Here is a 14,850-nt window from a genome sequence, read left to right as displayed (position 1 = left end):
TCGGCCCATCAGTCAGTTAGGAATGCCGCATGAGCCTGCCTCCGAATCTTGGTCCGCGTAACGGAATCTTGTCCCTGACCATCAAGGACAAGTCCGTGCTCTATGCCGCCTACATGCCGTTCATCAAGAATGGTGGTCTGTTCATTCCCACCAACAAGAGCTACAAGCTCGGCGACGAAGTGTTCATGCTGCTCAACCTGATGGATGAGCCGGAGAAGATCCCGGTTGCCGGCAAGGTGGTTTGGATCACCCCCAAAGGTGCGCAGGGCAACCGTGCAGCAGGGGTCGGGGTGCAGTTCAATGATGGCGACAATACGGCTCGCAACAAGATCGAAACCTACCTGGCTGGCGCTCTGACGTCCGATCGCCCGACCCACACGATGTAATAGTTGTTGCCCCCTATGCTTGTCGATTCCCACTGTCACCTCGATCGTCTCGATCTCGCCGCCCATGGCGGCTCGCTGGATGCTGCACTGGAGGCCGCGCGTGCACGCGGCGTCGGGCATTTCCTCTGCATCGGAGTGAGCGCCGGCAATGCCGCCGCGGTCAAGGCGCTGGCCGAGCAATACCCGGACGTGGATTGCTCGGTGGGTGTGCATCCGCTGGATCTTGAGCCGGGGGCTGCTCCGGCGCTGGACTGGCTGCTGCGCGAGCTGGAGCACCCGCGCGTGGTGGCGATCGGCGAGACGGGCCTGGACTATCACTACGAGCCGGAAGCGGCGGGCCTGCAGCGCGAGGCTTTCCGTTTGCACCTCGAGGCCGCCAGGATCACCGGCAAGCCGGTCGTTGTGCATACCCGTGAGGCGCGTGTCGATACCTTGGCGCTGCTGCGTGAAGCGGCGTTACCGCAGGCCGGCGTGCTGCACTGTTTCACCGAAGACTGGGCGATGGCCAAGGCGGCGCTGGATATAGGTTTCTATATCTCCCTGTCCGGTATCGTGACCTTCCGCAATGCCGATGCCTTGCGTGAAGTGGCCCGTCAGGTGCCAGCCGATCGCTTGCTGGTGGAAACCGACTCGCCTTATCTGGCGCCCATTCCTCACCGCGGTAAGCCCAATCTGCCGCAATACGTGCGTGAAGTGGCGGAGTTTCTGGCCGAGTTGCGTGGGGTGCGTTTCGAGGAATTGGCCGAGCAGACCACCGACAACTTCCAGCGGCTGTTTCCGCTCGCCCACCTAAATCGCGGATAAAAAAAACCCGGACTCTGGGGGATGAATCCGGGTCAAGACCATTAGGAGTAAATCAAGGTACGCAGTCCACGGTACCTTGCCTGGCGGGGCACTTGGGGGGAGATGCCACACGCCAGTACTTTGAGTATTGGCGAAGATTACCGATCGTCCAGCTACTTTCTGTGCGTTTTTTAAACAGATTTGGAATACCCGAACCGCTACTGAGTGCTCATCTGGATGCCATCTGGGTTAGTAGGGCCAGCGTTTCTTCGATTACTCGAACATCAGTGTAAAAGTGCGGAGAGAAACGGATACCGCCACCGCGCTGAGCACACACCACCTGCTCGCTTTTTAGCTTGCCAAACAGCGCAGAATTGTCCCACCCCGCCAGACTGAAAGTCAGAATACCTGCTCGCCTGGCCGGATTGCGTGGGCTGTGCAACGTGATGCCTTTCAGTTGTTCGAGTCCATCCTGCAGCCATTGCACTCGTTCATGCAGGGCCTGGCCGACAGCACTCATGCCGATTTCTTCCAGCAGCGACAGGCTGGCTTCCAGTGCCACGGCGCCCAGCATATTCGGGCTACCGCATTCGAAGCGCTTGGCACTGCGCGCCGGTTGCCAGTCGCTGCGGTCGTAGTCACCTGCGTGCTCGATCATGTGCCAGCCGTATTCGTGCAGTTGCAACCGTTCGCGGAGGTCGCTGCGGCAATAGAACACCCCCAATCCTTCGGGACCGAGCATCCATTTGTGGCCGTCGGCCATGACGAAGGCGCATTGGCAACTCTGCACGTCGAAGGGCAGGGCGCCGAGTTGTTGGATAGCATCGACGCAGAACAATACGCTGCGCTGGCGGCAGCCTTGACCCAGACGTTCCAGGTCGAGGCGCAGGCCGCTGGCGTATTGCACGGCGCTGATTGACATCAGCCGGGTGCGAGGGCCGCATGCGGCGAGCAGGGCGCCTTCTGGATCACTGCCGGTCAGATTGACCTGGATGACTTCGACACCCCGTGGCTTGAGGGCTTCCCAGACGATACGGTTGGAGGGGAATTCCTCATCGCTGATGACGACTTGGTCGCCGGCGTGCCAATCAAGGCCGAAGGCGACGAAGGATAAGGCTTCCGAGGTGTTCTTCACCAAGGCGATGTCATCGCGGCTCGGCGCGTTGAGCAGGCGTTTCAGGCGGTCGCGCAGATTGCGCTCGAGAATCAGCCAGTCAGGATAGTCGCGCGCACCGATCAACACGTTCTGCTCGGCGAATCGTGTGACGGCTGTCGCTGCGCGGCGTGGCCAGGGGGCGACGGCGGCGTGATTCAAATAACGCAGACCAGGGGCCTGAGTAAACTCGTCTTGAAAGGCATACATGGTCGGATGATCCGTGCAATTTGGCGCTGAATAGGCATAATACGCGCCTTCGTTTTTTTGACCCCGCAGTCTCTTTATGCAGAAAGAACCTCGTAAGATTCGTGAATTTCGCCGCCGCGAGCAGGAAATTCTCGATACGGCGCTGAAGCTTTTCCTCGAGCAGGGGGAAGACAGCGTGACGGTCGAGATGATCGCCGACGCCGTAGGTATTGGCAAAGGCACCATCTACAAGCATTTCAAGTCCAAGGCGGAGATCTATCTGCGCCTGATGCTGGATTATGAGCGCGACCTGAACGCCTTGTTTCATTCCGAGGATGTCGCTCGCGACAAGGAAGCGCTGTCACGTGCCTATTTCGAGTTCCGCATGCGCGACCCGCAGCGCTACCGCTTGTTCGACCGCCTGGAAGAGAAGGTGGTGAAGGGTAGCCAAGTGCCGGAGATGGTCGAGGAGCTGCACAAGATTCGCGCTTCCAACTTCGAGCGCCTGACGCTGCTGATCAAGGGGCGCATCGCCGAAGGCAAGCTGGAAGATGTGCCAGCCTACTTCCATTACTGCGCGGCCTGGGCTTTGGTGCATGGCGCTGTGGCGCTCTATCACTCGCCGTTCTGGAGCAATGTGCTGGAAGACCAGGAGGGCTTCTTCCAGTTCCTCATGGATATCGGCGTACGCATGGGCAACAAGCGTAAGCGCGATGGTGATCCTTCGGCTACTTGAGCGCCATTCAGACGCTCTATTGTCTGCGGTGCTGGCGGTGGCGGGGATATACTCTGGAGTAATAGCCGCCGGAGTTTTCCATGATCGTCGACCGCCAGGGCAGACGTTTTCGCAATCTGCGGATTAGCCTGACCGCCGCCTGTAATTACGCCTGCACCTACTGCGTGCCGGACGGCAAACGCTTGGTGGCGGCACAGGATGAGCTGTCTGCCGAGGCCATGGTGCGCGGCGTGACCTATCTGATCGAGGCTGCCGGGATCGAGCGGCTGCGCATCACCGGCGGCGAGCCATTGGTCAGTCCCAAACTGGAACCCTTGCTGCGTGGCGTCGGGCAATTGGGTTTGGCCGATATCAGTCTTACCAGCAATGGTCAGTTACTCAGCCGCAAGCTGCCCCTGCTGCTGGAAGCGGGTATTCGGCGCCTGAATATCTCGCTCGATACGCTCGATGCCGAGGATTTCCGCAAGATTGCTCGTGGCGGTGATCTGGCCAGCGTCCTCGATGGTCTGGAGCAGGCGCGGGCCGCCGGGCTGAAGATCAAGATCAACATGGTGCCGCTACGCGGGCAGAACCTCGTTCAGGCGGTGCCGCTGCTGGAATACTGCCTGGAGCGTGGCTTCGAGCTGCGTTTCATCGAGTTGATGCGTATGGGGCATCTAGCTCGCGATCCCAATGCCTTTTTGCAGCAGTTCGTCGGTATGCCGGAACTGCTGGCGCGGATTGGCGAGCGCTACAGCTACGTGCAGGCCGAGGCGCCGCTGGATGCCACGGCCCTGCGCTACGAGATTCCGGGTAAGGGTTTCTTCGGGGTGATTGCCAACGAGAGCGTGCCATTTTGCCGGACCTGCTCGCGGCTGCGCTTGTCCTCGACCGGTTGGCTGCATGGCTGTCTATCGTCGAGCAACCGGCATTACATCGGTGATTTGCTCGATAAACCCCGGCATCAGGCGCTGCCAGCATTGCAGCGGCTGTTGGTCAAGGCTCTGGCGGACAAGCAGGAAGTGGCGTTTTCCGGTGGCGTCACGGTGATGAAAATCATTGGTGGCTAAAACGCAGCGGAATACAGACTGGCTCGAGTATCCAGAGCTGGCGCGGAAGCTGCAGTGTCCTTCCATCTGCCGGATTTCCGTCGCCGGCGTGGGAGGATTGCAATGCGCTGCTTGATTCTATTGCTGACACTACTGGCCCTGGGCGGCTGCATGAAGGTCAGCGATTTGGCCAATGGTGCGCACTATCAACTGAGTGACGCAGGTGTTCTCGACCACGGCGATACCCGACGCGCCAGTCCCTGGCGGTTGCAGCCAGACTCCTTCATCTATATCGGCCAGGGTTATTTTGTCCCGCCCGGCAGTGCCTATCCACGCCCTAACGTGGTGGCTGAGGAGGCCTTCAATGGCTTCGTCGAGTACTTTCCCATGGTGCGGCGAGCCCGTAATCCATTAGGGTTGGAAGAGGCTATGAGCCACGCGCGGGCCGCCGGAGCGCACTACTTGTTGTACAGCCGCTTTGCCAGCGCCGATGACCGTATTGGTACGGGCGATGAGTGGGTGGATCAGGAGGCGTTGGATCGCCTCGGTGTCGATCGCGGGGTGATTCAGTTGATGCTGATCGAAACCAATACCCGCTATCTGGTGGATACGGCGCGCATTCGCAATCGCGGCGGCTTTCTGACGTTTTACGATACCAAGCCGGAGGATCTGCTCGGTCCGCCGTTGCAGGATTATGCTCGTCGCCTGTTGGGGCTGAGCGAATAGGAGAGTGTGATGAGTGACCCAGGCAAGGCCGGCGATCTGTTGGCGCAAATCCCCAAATCCGAGAAGAAAGGCCTGCCGCCCGTGCATCTGTGGAATCCGGATTTCTGCGGCGATATCGACATGCGTATCGCCCGGGATGGCACCTGGTATTACCTGGGTACACCAATTGGCCGCAAGCCGATGGTGCGCTTGTTCTCCACCATCATTCGTCGCGATGGCGATGACTACTTCTTGGTCACGCCGGTGGAAAAAGTCGGCATCAAGGTCGACGATGCGCCTTTTGTTGCTATCAGCGTGCAGGTGGAAGGCGAGGGTGAGGAGCAGTTGTTGCGCTTCGTGACTAACGTCGAGGATGAGGTGCTGGCGGGTTCGGCGTTTCCGATCCGGGTCGCATTGGATCCGCAAACCCAGGAACCGGCGCCTTATGTGCTTGTGCGCAGCAATCTTGAGGCGTTGATCCACCGCAACGTGTTCTACCAATTGGTCGAGCTGGCGGTAGCGCGTGAAATCGACGGCCAGAATTGGCTGGGAGTCTGGAGCGATGGGCAGTTCTTCCCCATCGGGCCGCAGCCCGACTGAAATAAAAAAGGCTCCCTCGGGAGCCTTTTTTATTCTTGCTTACATGTTGGGCCGACTTACATGTTGGGGTAGTTCGGCCCGCCGGTGCCTTCCGGGGCGACCCAGGTGATGTTCTGCGCCGGGTCCTTGATGTCGCAGGTCTTGCAGTGCACGCAATTCTGCGCGTTGATCTGGAAGCGCTTGCTGCCGTCGTCGTTGCTGACCACTTCATAGACGCCGGCCGGGCAGTAGCGCTGCGCCGGTTCGTCGTACAGCGGCAGGTTCAGGGCGATCGGGATGTTCGGGTCGGTCAGCTTCAGGTGGCAGGGTTGTTCCTCTTCATGGTTGGTGTTGGAGAGGAATACCGAGCTCAGCTTGTCGAAGCTGAGCTTGCCGTCCGGCTTCGGATAGTCGATGCGCTGGGATTCGGCAGCGGTCTTCAGGCAGGCGTAGTCCGGCTTGTTGTCGTGCAGGGTGAGCGGGATCTTGCCGCCGAACAGGTTCTGGTCGACGTAGTTGAACGCCGCACCGGCGAACACGCCGAATTTATGGATCGCCGCGCCGAAGTTGCGGCTGCGGAACAGCTCGTCGTACAGCCAGCTGGCCTTGAAGCCGTCGACATAGGCCGTCAGTTCGTCGCCGCCCTGACCCTCGGCGAGCAGCGCGTCGGCCACCGCTTCGGCGGCGAGCATGCCGGACTTCATCGCCGTGTGGCTGCCCTTGATCTTGGCGAAGTTGAGGGTGCCGAGGTCGCAGCCGATCAGCGCGCCGCCCTTGAACACCATCTTCGGCAGCGAGTTCAGGCCGCCCTTGCAGATCGCCCGCGCGCCGTAGGCCACGCGCTTGCCGCCTTCCAGGTGCTGGGCGATCACCGGGTGATGCTTGTAGCGCTGGAACTCGTCGAACGGCGAGAGGAACGGGTTGGAGTAGGACAGGTCGACGATCAGACCGACCACCACCTGGTTGTTTTCCAGGTGATAGAGGAACGAGCCGCCAGTATTTTCCTTGCCGACGAAATCCAGCGGCCAGCCGGCGGTGTGCACCACCAGGCCCGGCTGGTGCTTGCTCGGGTCGATGTCCCAGATTTCCTTGATGCCGATGCCATAGTGCTGGGCGTCGGCCTCGGAATCGAGGCTGAACTGCTTGATCAGCTGCTTGCCGATATGGCCGCGGCAGCCTTCGGCGAACAGCGTGTACTTGCCGCGCAGCTCCATGCCTGGGGTGTAGTAACCCTCTTTCGGGTTGCCTTCGCGGTCGACGCCGAGGTCGCCGGTGAGGATGCCGCGCACCACGCCGTGCTCGTCGATCAGCGCTTCCTGGGCGGCGAAGCCCGGGTAGATCTCGACGCCGAGGTTCTCGGCCTGCTGCGCCAGCCAGCGGCACAGGTTGCCGAGGGAGATGATGTAGTTGCCTTCGTTGTGCATGGTCTTGGGCACGAACAGATTCGGCACCTTGATCGCGCTGTCGGCGTTTTTCAGCATGTAGATGTCGTCGCGCACCACCGGGGTGTTCAGCGGCGCACCGAGCTCTTTCCAGTCGGGGAACAGCTCGTTGAGCGCGCGGGGCTCGAACACCGCGCCGGAGAGGATGTGGGCGCCGACTTCGGAACCTTTTTCGACCACGCAGACGCTGATCTCCTGACCGGCTTCAGCGGCCTTCTGCTTGAGTCGGCAGGCGGCGGACAGGCCAGCAGGGCCGGCGCCGACGATGACGACGTCGAATTCCATAAATTCGCGTTCCACAGACTATCTCCTACTCAGGGCTTGGATATTTTATGTTTGGAGGCTTGGCTCCTTCCTGGAGCGGTGCTGAGGGCATTATATCCACAGCCTTTGCAGGGTCCAATACAAACGTTTGTTTGAATTCTGTTAAGGCCTGTTAGAATCAGGCCCCGCGGCGTAATGAGCGGCTATTGGGTTGTATTGACCGGGCGGGGGGATGCGGTCAAGATACGGGCGGTTTTGCGCTCGCCATACTATGGGCTGACCGCCGATTCCGGCCGGCATGCAACACCTGCCAGGCTCGCCTTGGCGACATTCTAATTTCACCGGAGAGTAACGAGGAATCCATGAAGGTTCTTGTAGCTGTCAAACGAGTGGTTGACTACAACGTCAAGGTCCGCGTCAAGGCGGACAACTCCGGCGTTGACCTGGCCAACGTCAAAATGTCGATGAACCCCTTCTGCGAAATCGCCGTGGAAGAAGCGGTGCGCCTGAAAGAGAAGGGTGTCGCCAGCGAAATCGTCGTGGTTTCCGTCGGCCCCAACGCCGCCCAGGAACAACTGCGCACCGCCCTGGCGCTCGGCGCCGACCGTGCCATCCTGGTCGAGTCGAACGACGAGCTGAACTCCCTGGCCGTGGCCAAGCTGCTCAAAGCCGTCGTGGATAAAGAGCAGCCGCAGCTGGTGATCCTCGGCAAGCAGGCGATCGACAGCGACAACAACCAGACCGGGCAGATGCTCGCCGCGCTGAGCGGTTACGCCCAGGGCACCTTCGCCTCCAAGGTCGAAGTGGCCGGCGACAAGGTCAACGTCACCCGTGAGATCGACGGCGGCCTGCAAACCGTGAGCCTGGCTCTGCCGGCCATCGTCACCACTGACCTGCGCCTGAACGAGCCGCGCTACGCCTCGCTGCCGAACATCATGAAGGCCAAGAAGAAGCCGCTGGACGTGGTCACCCCGGACGCCCTCGGCGTGTCCACCGCCTCGACGGTCAAGACCCTCAAGGTCGAAGCCCCGGCTGCGCGCAGCGCCGGCGTCAAGGTCAAGTCGGTGGCCGAACTGGTCGACAAACTGAAGAACGAGGCGAAGGTAATCTAAATGGCTATCTTGGTTGTTGCAGAACACACGAATGCCGCCCTGGCGCCGGCCACGCTGAACACCGTGGCGGCGGCGCAGAAAATCGGCGGAGAGATCCACGTGCTGGTGGCCGGTCACAGCGTCGGTGCGGTCGCCGCAGCGGCGGCGAAAGTCGCGGGCGTCAGCAAGGTGCTGGTTGCCGACCAGGCCGCGTTCGCCCACCAGCTGCCGGAAAACGTCGCGCCGCTGGTGGCCGAGCTGGGCAAGGGTTACAGCCACGTGCTGGCCTGCGCCACGGCCAATGGCAAGAACATCCTGCCGCGCGTCGCCGCGCAGCTGGACGTCGACCAGATCTCCGAGATCACTGCGGTGCTCGGCGCCGACACCTTCCAGCGCCCGATCTATGCTGGTAACGCCATCGCCACCGTGCAGTCCTCGGCGGCGGTGAAAGTGATCACCGTGCGCGGCACCGGCTTCGATGCCGTGGCCGCCGAAGGCGGCAGCGCTGCCATCGAAAGCGTCAGCGTCGGCGGCGATGCCGGCAAGTCGAGCTTCGTCGGTGAAGAGCTGGCCAAGTCCGACCGTCCGGAACTGACCGCCGCCAAGATCGTCGTTTCCGGCGGCCGTGGCATGCAGAACGGTGACAACTTCAAGTACCTGTACGCCCTGGCCGACAAGCTCGGCGCCGCCGTCGGTGCCTCGCGCGCCGCGGTCGACGCCGGCTTCGTGCCGAACGACATGCAGGTCGGCCAGACTGGCAAGATCGTCGCGCCGCAGCTGTACATCGCCGTCGGTATTTCCGGCGCGATCCAGCACCTGGCGGGCATGAAGGACTCCAAGGTGATCGTCGCGATCAACAAGGACGAAGAGGCGCCGATCTTCCAGGTCGCCGATTACGGCCTGGTAGGCGATCTGTTCGAGATCGTGCCGGAGCTGGAAAAGCTGATCTGATCCAGCGGCAGGCGTAAGACAAGAAACCCGCTCATCGAGCGGGTTTTTTGTGGGCCGGTTATTGGCCGGCTGGCTGGTTCTGCACGCTATCGAGGAAGGCCTGATAGTGCTCGGCGGTTTCCTGCGGGCGCTCAAGCATGGGCGCGTGTCCGCAATCTTTCATGATCACCACCGTTGGCTTCTTCAGCAGCGGTTTCATTACGTCGATGCTGGAAACATCCAGCACGCGATCCTGATCGCCCCACAACAGCAGGGTCGGGGCCTGGATCTTGGGTAGTTCGGGTTCAAGAGGAATGTAGCGCTCTATCAGCTGCTGGAAAATCTTGCCGTTATGCCCACTGCTGCGCACGGCCAGGTTGGCCAGATACTGTTTTACACCTTCAGTCAGTCGCGGCGGGTCGACGAAGACGAAGTTCAGCAACTTGTCGAAGTCTTCCGGTTTGCTGACCACCAGTGGGTTCGGTTCGCCACGTTGCAGGCGCTCGAATAGTTCGCTCGGTTTTGGGGCGGTGACTCCGGCGTTGTCGAGCAAGGCGACAGACAGGATTTGCTCGGGATGGCGTGCGGCATAGAGCGCGCTGATCTGGCCGCCCATGGAGTTACCGATGATATGGAACTTGTCGATGCCCAGGGCTTTGGTAAAGGCCGCAAGGCGCTCAACCTGGGTGCCGACGTCGTAACTGGCATTGGGTTTGCTGCTATCCCCAAAGCCGGGCAAGTCGACGGCGATGACGTGGTAGCGCTCGGTGAAATACTTGGCAAAGCGAGGCCAGTTGTCTTTGTTGGCGCCAAAGCCATGGAGCATCAGGATGGTTTGCCCATCCGCCGGGCCACCTTCGTAGTAGTGAATGCTAAGATCCGCGACCTCTTTTTGCTGGGCCGTAAGACCGGCCATCTCGCGGTCGACCAAGCGGATGCCGGCGAGCAGGGCGGCAGGGGAGAAGTACAGTGCGGCGATAGCTGTGGCGAAGATCAAAACCAAACTGAGAAGCAGTTTTTTCATGGTCATGCCCTTAGCGCTAATAGTTATTATGGGTGCCGTAAAACTAGCACGAAGGCCCATGCTTGCGAACGGATATTCCGTTCAACCCTTCAACCCTTCAACTCTTCAACCACTCAGCAGCGAGCTAGGCGATGCGTGATCACACCTTCCTGAGGTTTTTGCTTGTCTGGCTCGGGTTGGCTTTGCTGCCAGGCTGGGCTGCGGCGGCTGGCAAGTGCGAGCGCTTGGTGGCGACGGGAAATCCAGAATATCCGCCGTATCTCTGGCGTGATCCACAAAATCCAAAGCAACTGATTGGTGCCAATGCCGACTTGCTGGAGCAAATTGGCCAAGACCTGGGGCTGAAGATCGAGGTGATCTACACCGGCCCATGGTCGCGTGCGCAGGACGAGGTGCGCACAGGTCGTGTTGATCTGCTGGCCGGCGCCTCTCTGACCTTGCCGCGCTTGGAAAGCATGGACTACGTGCATCCGGCCTTTTTTACCACCCAGAGTGTGGTCTGGGTGCGCAAGGGGCAGGGTTTTCCCTATGCCGGCCGGGATGATCTGCGTGGCCGCAGCGGCGGTACCCTAGTGAATAACAGCCTTGACCACCAGTTCGATGCCTTCGCTAAAGACAATCTGACCCTCGAGTCGGCGCCGAGCCTGACGCAGGCATTCCAGCAGCTATTGCTCGGGCGCACCGATTATGTCCTCTATGAGCGTTACCCAGGCCTGGCACTGGCCGACACCCTGGGCTTGCTGGCCGATATCGAGGCGCTCGAGCCGCCGCTTTCCAGCGAAGGTCTGCACCTGACCTTGTCGCATAATTCGGCCTGCAATGACGCCTGGCTGCGCGGACAGTTGGCGAAAAAGATGACAGAATTGACCGCCGCCGGCGTGCCGGAAACCTTGCTGCAGCGCAATCTTGAGCGCTGGAAGAGTCAGCAATTGCAACCGGCAGCAGCCCCGAATCAGTAGGAAGAGTTTCGTGAGCAATAGACGCATATCGGCGATCGGCCTGGCCTTCGCGGCGCTGGCGGGTTGTGCTAATGATCCTGCACCGAATGAGCAGATGCGCCTGACCGAGCAGGCAGTGGCGCAAGCCAAGGCGATTGGCGCAACCGAGCAGGTTGCAGAAATGCAACTGGCCGAGCAGAAGCTCGCGCGGGCGCAGAAGAACATGAATGAAGAGGATTACAAGCGCGCGCGGGTCTTTGCCGAGCAGGCCGAGCTGGATGCCCGCCTGGCCGAGGCGCGGGTGCTGACCCAGAAGAGTCAGGAACAGCTGACAGAGTTGAACTTGCGGATCACGCGTCTGCGCAAGCAGTTGAGGGATCTGCAGTGAGACTGAATAACAAGTGCAGTGGCGGTTTGCTCTTGGCTCTGGCCTTGCTGGGGGGCTGTGCCAGTCAGCAGAACAGTGATCAGGTTCTGGAAGCGGCGCAGGCCAGCTTCCAGAAGGTCAAGGAAGATCCCGATGTCTTGCGCAGTGCGCCCAAGGATGTGATCCGGGCCGGCGAATCGCTGGCGCGGGCCGATCGCTTGTCCAGTTATTGGGGCAGTGCCGATGATGTCATTCACTATGCTTATTTGAGCCAGCGTTACAGCGAGATCGCCGCGCAGCACAGTGAGCTGATGCTGAATCAGGAGCGTGTGGCCAAGCTCGAGCTGGAGCGTGAACGCCTGCAGCTGGCGCTGCGGGAGGCGAAGATGCTCAGCGTGCAGCAGCAGGGCAAATGGCTGGAGGAACAGATCGTCAGCCTGGCCACCACCGAGACCGATCGCGGACTGGTGATGACCCTGGGCGATGTGCTGTTCGATGCCGGGCATACCGAGTTGAATCCTTCGGCCAACCGTACCGTGCTCAAGCTGGTGCAGTTCCTTCAGCTCAATCCGCGGCGGATCGTGCGCATCGAGGGCTATACCGACAGCAGCGGCAGCAAGCAGGACAACCTCGATCTGTCGCGCGTCCGCGCACAGGCGGTGGCCGATGCCTTGATCGATCTGGGCGTGGAAGGCAAGCGTATCCAGGTCGAAGGTTTCGGTCAGGATTTCCCGGTGGCGGACAATGCCTCCAACCGCGGACGTGCGCAGAACCGCCGGGTAGAGATCGTCTTCTCCGACGAGCAAGGCAAGCTCGGCTCCAGCCGCTGAGTCAGGCGGCAAATACAAACCCTGGTCACCGCAAGGTGCCAGGGTTTTTTGTTTTCCAGCATTAACGGCGACATCACGGATGTGCCAGCGTGCCTGATGGTGGCGCGCTTCTCGATCCAATACGTGGGTATGGAAAGCGGCGCCATTGGGCGCCGTTTCCGTGTCCGGGGCCGACGAAAATTTGCCGGCGCGGAGGTTGGCAGGCGGGCAACACTTTGTTACCTTCCGTGCACTATCGTACCAATTTAGCTGGAAAAGCTCAGTGAGCCAGAGCGCGACAAACGCTCGGGGGAGCAGGGAGTTTCTGCATGAGTCCAGCCGGCATATTGCCCGGTTCGGACCAGCAGCCGAGAGACCAATAACAACAGGCCGGTGGCAAACGCCGGTCACTAAGTCTTGGCCGTAGAAGGAGCGTTGTCATGAAGATGCAAGCGTGCTTTTCCAAGCTGATGTATCGACCCTGGCAGGCTGGCGCGATGCTGGGTTTATTGCCCTTGCTGATCGCCAGCGCGGTGCAGGCGGCGGAGTTCAGTGTCGCCGACAACCAGATCAGCGGCTCGCTGGATACCACCCTGTCCTACGGTGCCATGTGGCGGGTGCAGGGGCGGGACGAGGACAACATCGACGACATCAACACCGATGACGGCAATCGCAACTTCGATACCGGCCTGGTCTCCGAGGTCTACAAGGCCACCTCCGACCTGTCGGCCAAGTACGAGAATTACGGCCTGTTCATGCGTGGCACGGCGTATTACGACACGCAGATCATGGACAAGCGCAATGACTACTACAACACCACCGACGGTGTGGTGCGGCCGAGCCAGTCCTTCCCGCAGGACGACCATTTCACCGAGGACACCCGCCACATCGCCGGACGCAAGGCCGAGCTGCTGGATGCTTACCTGTATGGCAATTGGGATGTCGGTGAGCAGCCGCTGAGCGCCAAGGTCGGCAAGCAGGTGATCAACTGGGGCGAAGGGGTGTTCTATCGCGGCGGGGTCAGTACCATCAACCCGCTGGATGCCGCCAAGTTCCACCTGCCGGGTTCGGAACTGAAGGAAGTGCTGGTGCCGGTGGAGGCGCTGAGCTTCAACTTCGGCCTGAGCGACAACCTGTCGATGGAAACCTTCTACCAGTGGAAGTGGCAGGAAACCCGCCTCGACCCGGTCGGCACCTATTTCTCCGAAACCGATCTGTTCGCCGACGGCGGCAATACGGCCTATACCACCGAACCCACTCTGGCGCCCATCCTGGCGGCCTATTCCCAGGTGGCTCAGTTCGGCCTGGTCGGCAATGGGCCGTTCGGTCCGAATGCCTTCCTCGATCCGGCCACCGGCACTTTCAAGGTGGCCAATATCGGCCCGGATATCGAGGCGGACGACAGCGGCCAGTTCGGCGTGGCCTTCCGCTATGTCGCCGAGTCGTTGAACTCCACCGAATTCGGCGCCTACTTCGTCAATTACCACGCCAAGGAACCGCAGGTGGCAGTCGACCTGCGAGGCTATGATGGCGTGGACCTGGCAACGCTGGGCGCCTTCTTGCCGCCGCAAGCCGTGCCCGGCGTCGCCATTCTCGACGTCGCCAGCAACGCCCAGGCGCGCCGCGATTACGTCGAAGATATCCGCATGTACGGCTTCAGCTTCAATACCACTCTGGGCGACGCCTCGGTGTCCGGTGAGATCGCCTACCGGCCGAATGCGCCGATCAGCATTTCCGCCACCGACGACCTGCTTGGCGACCTGCTGACCCAGGGCGTATTCGGCTTGACCAATCTCGCCGACGGCAGCGTGCCCGGCGATCAGGCCTGTGCCGCGGTTGCCGGCAAGCAGCTGTGCCGCGCCGGGCTGTTCGAGAACTATGAGCGGGCGGAGACCTTCAACGTCTCGCTGTCGACCATCTACAACTTCGGTCCGCTGCTGAGCTTCGACTCGTTGTTCGGGGTGGCGGAGATCGCTTCCCAGCACATCCGTGGCAGCAGCCTGGAATACACCGCCTTCGATGGTTCGGTGCGCAAGTTCGCCAGCGCCGCCGACAAGGCCTATGCCGATCCGCAGAACGGCGACAGCGACCAGATCAGCCGCGACAGCTATGGCTACACCTTGCTGTTGTCCGGCAGCTGGAACGATGTCTTTGCCGGGATCAAGTTGTCGCCCTACGTGGTGTTTCAGGACGATTTCCAAGGCAATTCGGACCGCACCGGCAACTTCATCGAAGGCCGCAAGGCGCACACCCTGGGCATCGACGCCAGCTACCTGAACAGCTTCGAGGTGGGGCTGCAGTACACCGAGTACTACGGCGCCGGTAAGAACAACAGCACACGCGACCGCGACAACGCCTCGCTGACCGCCAAGTATTCGTTCTGATGTCCGAGGGCCCGGCCATGCGCATCAGGCCGGGCTCCACCC

At 60.9% G+C, this 14,850-nt stretch carries 15 protein-coding genes; 12 read left to right on the top strand and 3 right to left on the bottom strand.

The annotated features are described in order from the left end of the window. Positions 1-29 precede the first annotated feature (29 nt). Together D3880_RS13995 and D3880_RS13990 are read left to right on the top strand one after the other, a co-directional pair. Complete coding sequence (locus tag D3880_RS13995) at positions 30-386, top strand: PilZ domain-containing protein (protein ID WP_090238100.1); 357 nt, start codon at positions 30-32, stop codon at positions 384-386. A gap of 15 nt (positions 387-401) precedes the next feature. Then, on the top strand, positions 402-1,190 hold the full coding sequence (locus D3880_RS13990; RefSeq protein ID WP_119894054.1) for a TatD family hydrolase: 789 nt from the start codon (positions 402-404) through the stop codon (positions 1,188-1,190). Positions 1,191-1,398: 208 nt separating this feature from the next. Here D3880_RS13990 and D3880_RS13985 read toward each other — a convergent pair whose 3' ends face one another. Next, a complete protein-coding gene (locus tag D3880_RS13985) occupies positions 1,399-2,532 on the bottom strand; it encodes an aminotransferase class V-fold PLP-dependent enzyme (protein ID WP_119894053.1) in 1,134 nt (377 codons plus the stop codon). Between the two features lie 76 nt (positions 2,533-2,608). Between D3880_RS13985 and D3880_RS13980 the strand changes: the two genes are divergently transcribed. From D3880_RS13980 to D3880_RS13965, 4 genes are all read left to right on the top strand, one after another. Beyond that, positions 2,609-3,247, top strand: coding sequence for a TetR/AcrR family transcriptional regulator (locus tag D3880_RS13980; RefSeq protein WP_119894052.1), 639 nt, complete (start codon positions 2,609-2,611; stop codon positions 3,245-3,247). 80 nt (positions 3,248-3,327) lie between these two features. Then, positions 3,328-4,296, top strand: coding sequence for a GTP 3',8-cyclase MoaA (locus D3880_RS13975; RefSeq protein WP_119894051.1), 969 nt, complete (start codon positions 3,328-3,330; stop codon positions 4,294-4,296). 102 nt (positions 4,297-4,398) lie between these two features. Next, positions 4,399-5,001: a DUF4823 domain-containing protein gene (locus D3880_RS13970; RefSeq protein WP_119894050.1), complete on the top strand. Its 603-nt coding sequence runs from the start codon at positions 4,399-4,401 to the stop codon at positions 4,999-5,001. A 9-nt stretch (positions 5,002-5,010) separates the two neighbouring features. Next, positions 5,011-5,580 carry a DUF1285 domain-containing protein gene (locus D3880_RS13965; RefSeq protein WP_119894049.1) on the top strand — a complete coding sequence of 190 codons (570 nt, stop codon included), beginning with the start codon at positions 5,011-5,013 and terminating at the stop codon, positions 5,578-5,580. Between the two features lie 56 nt (positions 5,581-5,636). On the opposite strand, the gene D3880_RS13960 is transcribed toward D3880_RS13965, so the two are convergent. Then, positions 5,637-7,301: an electron transfer flavoprotein-ubiquinone oxidoreductase gene (locus tag D3880_RS13960; protein WP_119894048.1), complete on the bottom strand. Its 1,665-nt coding sequence runs from the start codon at positions 7,299-7,301 to the stop codon at positions 5,637-5,639. A gap of 326 nt (positions 7,302-7,627) precedes the next feature. On the opposite strand from D3880_RS13960, the gene D3880_RS13955 reads away from it, so the two are divergent. Both D3880_RS13955 and D3880_RS13950 read left to right on the top strand, forming a co-directional pair. Further along, positions 7,628-8,377 (top strand): electron transfer flavoprotein subunit beta/FixA family protein, encoded by a 750-nt coding sequence (locus D3880_RS13955; RefSeq protein ID WP_119894047.1) that lies wholly within the window; start codon positions 7,628-7,630, stop codon positions 8,375-8,377. Then, positions 8,378-9,307, top strand: coding sequence for an electron transfer flavoprotein subunit alpha/FixB family protein (locus D3880_RS13950; RefSeq protein WP_119894046.1), 930 nt, complete (start codon positions 8,378-8,380; stop codon positions 9,305-9,307). A gap of 58 nt (positions 9,308-9,365) precedes the next feature. Here the strand turns inward: D3880_RS13950 and D3880_RS13945 are convergent, their stop codons facing one another. After that, complete coding sequence (locus tag D3880_RS13945) at positions 9,366-10,310, bottom strand: alpha/beta fold hydrolase (protein ID WP_119895746.1); 945 nt, start codon at positions 10,308-10,310, stop codon at positions 9,366-9,368. 131 nt (positions 10,311-10,441) lie between these two features. On the opposite strand from D3880_RS13945, the gene D3880_RS13940 reads away from it, so the two are divergent. The 4 genes from D3880_RS13940 (at position 10,442) to D3880_RS13925 (ending at position 14,808) form a co-directional block, all read left to right on the top strand. Beyond that, complete coding sequence (locus D3880_RS13940; RefSeq protein ID WP_119894045.1) at positions 10,442-11,269, top strand: substrate-binding periplasmic protein; 828 nt, start codon at positions 10,442-10,444, stop codon at positions 11,267-11,269. A gap of 40 nt (positions 11,270-11,309) precedes the next feature. Continuing rightward, entirely contained in the window at positions 11,310-11,636 is a 327-nt protein-coding gene (locus D3880_RS13935; protein ID WP_119895745.1) for a DUF4398 domain-containing protein, read from the top strand. Beyond that, positions 11,633-12,445, top strand: a complete 813-nt coding sequence (locus D3880_RS13930; protein WP_119894044.1) for an OmpA family protein — start codon at positions 11,633-11,635, stop codon at positions 12,443-12,445. The genes D3880_RS13935 and D3880_RS13930 overlap by 4 nt, the downstream gene beginning before the upstream one ends. A 419-nt stretch (positions 12,446-12,864) precedes the next feature. Continuing rightward, positions 12,865-14,808 (top strand): DUF1302 domain-containing protein, encoded by a 1,944-nt coding sequence (locus D3880_RS13925; protein WP_119894043.1) that lies wholly within the window; start codon positions 12,865-12,867, stop codon positions 14,806-14,808. Positions 14,809-14,850: the final 42 nt, after the last annotated feature.

Origin of the sequence: Pseudomonas cavernae (assembly GCF_003595175.1) — a bacterium.
GTDB lineage: Bacteria > Pseudomonadota > Gammaproteobacteria > Pseudomonadales > Pseudomonadaceae > Aquipseudomonas > Aquipseudomonas cavernae.
This window is presented reverse-complemented; position numbering and strand designations above follow the sequence as displayed.

Bases quoted from the DNA above. Each gene is read 5' to 3' on its own strand.
- D3880_RS13995 (WP_090238100.1), top strand. From the start codon at position 30: ATGAGCCTGCCTCCGAATCTTGGTCCGCGTAACGGAATCTTGTCCCTG.
- D3880_RS13990 (WP_119894054.1), top strand. From the start codon at position 402: ATGCTTGTCGATTCCCACTGTCACCTCGATCGTCTCGATCTCGCCGCC.
- D3880_RS13985 (WP_119894053.1), bottom strand. From the start codon at position 2,532: ATGTATGCCTTTCAAGACGAGTTTACTCAGGCCCCTGGTCTGCGTTAT.
- D3880_RS13980 (WP_119894052.1), top strand. From the start codon at position 2,609: ATGCAGAAAGAACCTCGTAAGATTCGTGAATTTCGCCGCCGCGAGCAG.
- D3880_RS13975 (WP_119894051.1), top strand. From the start codon at position 3,328: ATGATCGTCGACCGCCAGGGCAGACGTTTTCGCAATCTGCGGATTAGC.
- D3880_RS13970 (WP_119894050.1), top strand. From the start codon at position 4,399: ATGCGCTGCTTGATTCTATTGCTGACACTACTGGCCCTGGGCGGCTGC.
- D3880_RS13965 (WP_119894049.1), top strand. From the start codon at position 5,011: ATGAGTGACCCAGGCAAGGCCGGCGATCTGTTGGCGCAAATCCCCAAA.
- D3880_RS13955 (WP_119894047.1), top strand. From the start codon at position 7,628: ATGAAGGTTCTTGTAGCTGTCAAACGAGTGGTTGACTACAACGTCAAG.
- D3880_RS13950 (WP_119894046.1), top strand. From the start codon at position 8,378: ATGGCTATCTTGGTTGTTGCAGAACACACGAATGCCGCCCTGGCGCCG.
- D3880_RS13945 (WP_119895746.1), bottom strand. From the start codon at position 10,310: ATGAAAAAACTGCTTCTCAGTTTGGTTTTGATCTTCGCCACAGCTATC.
- D3880_RS13940 (WP_119894045.1), top strand. From the start codon at position 10,442: ATGCGTGATCACACCTTCCTGAGGTTTTTGCTTGTCTGGCTCGGGTTG.
- D3880_RS13925 (WP_119894043.1), top strand. From the start codon at position 12,865: ATGAAGATGCAAGCGTGCTTTTCCAAGCTGATGTATCGACCCTGGCAG.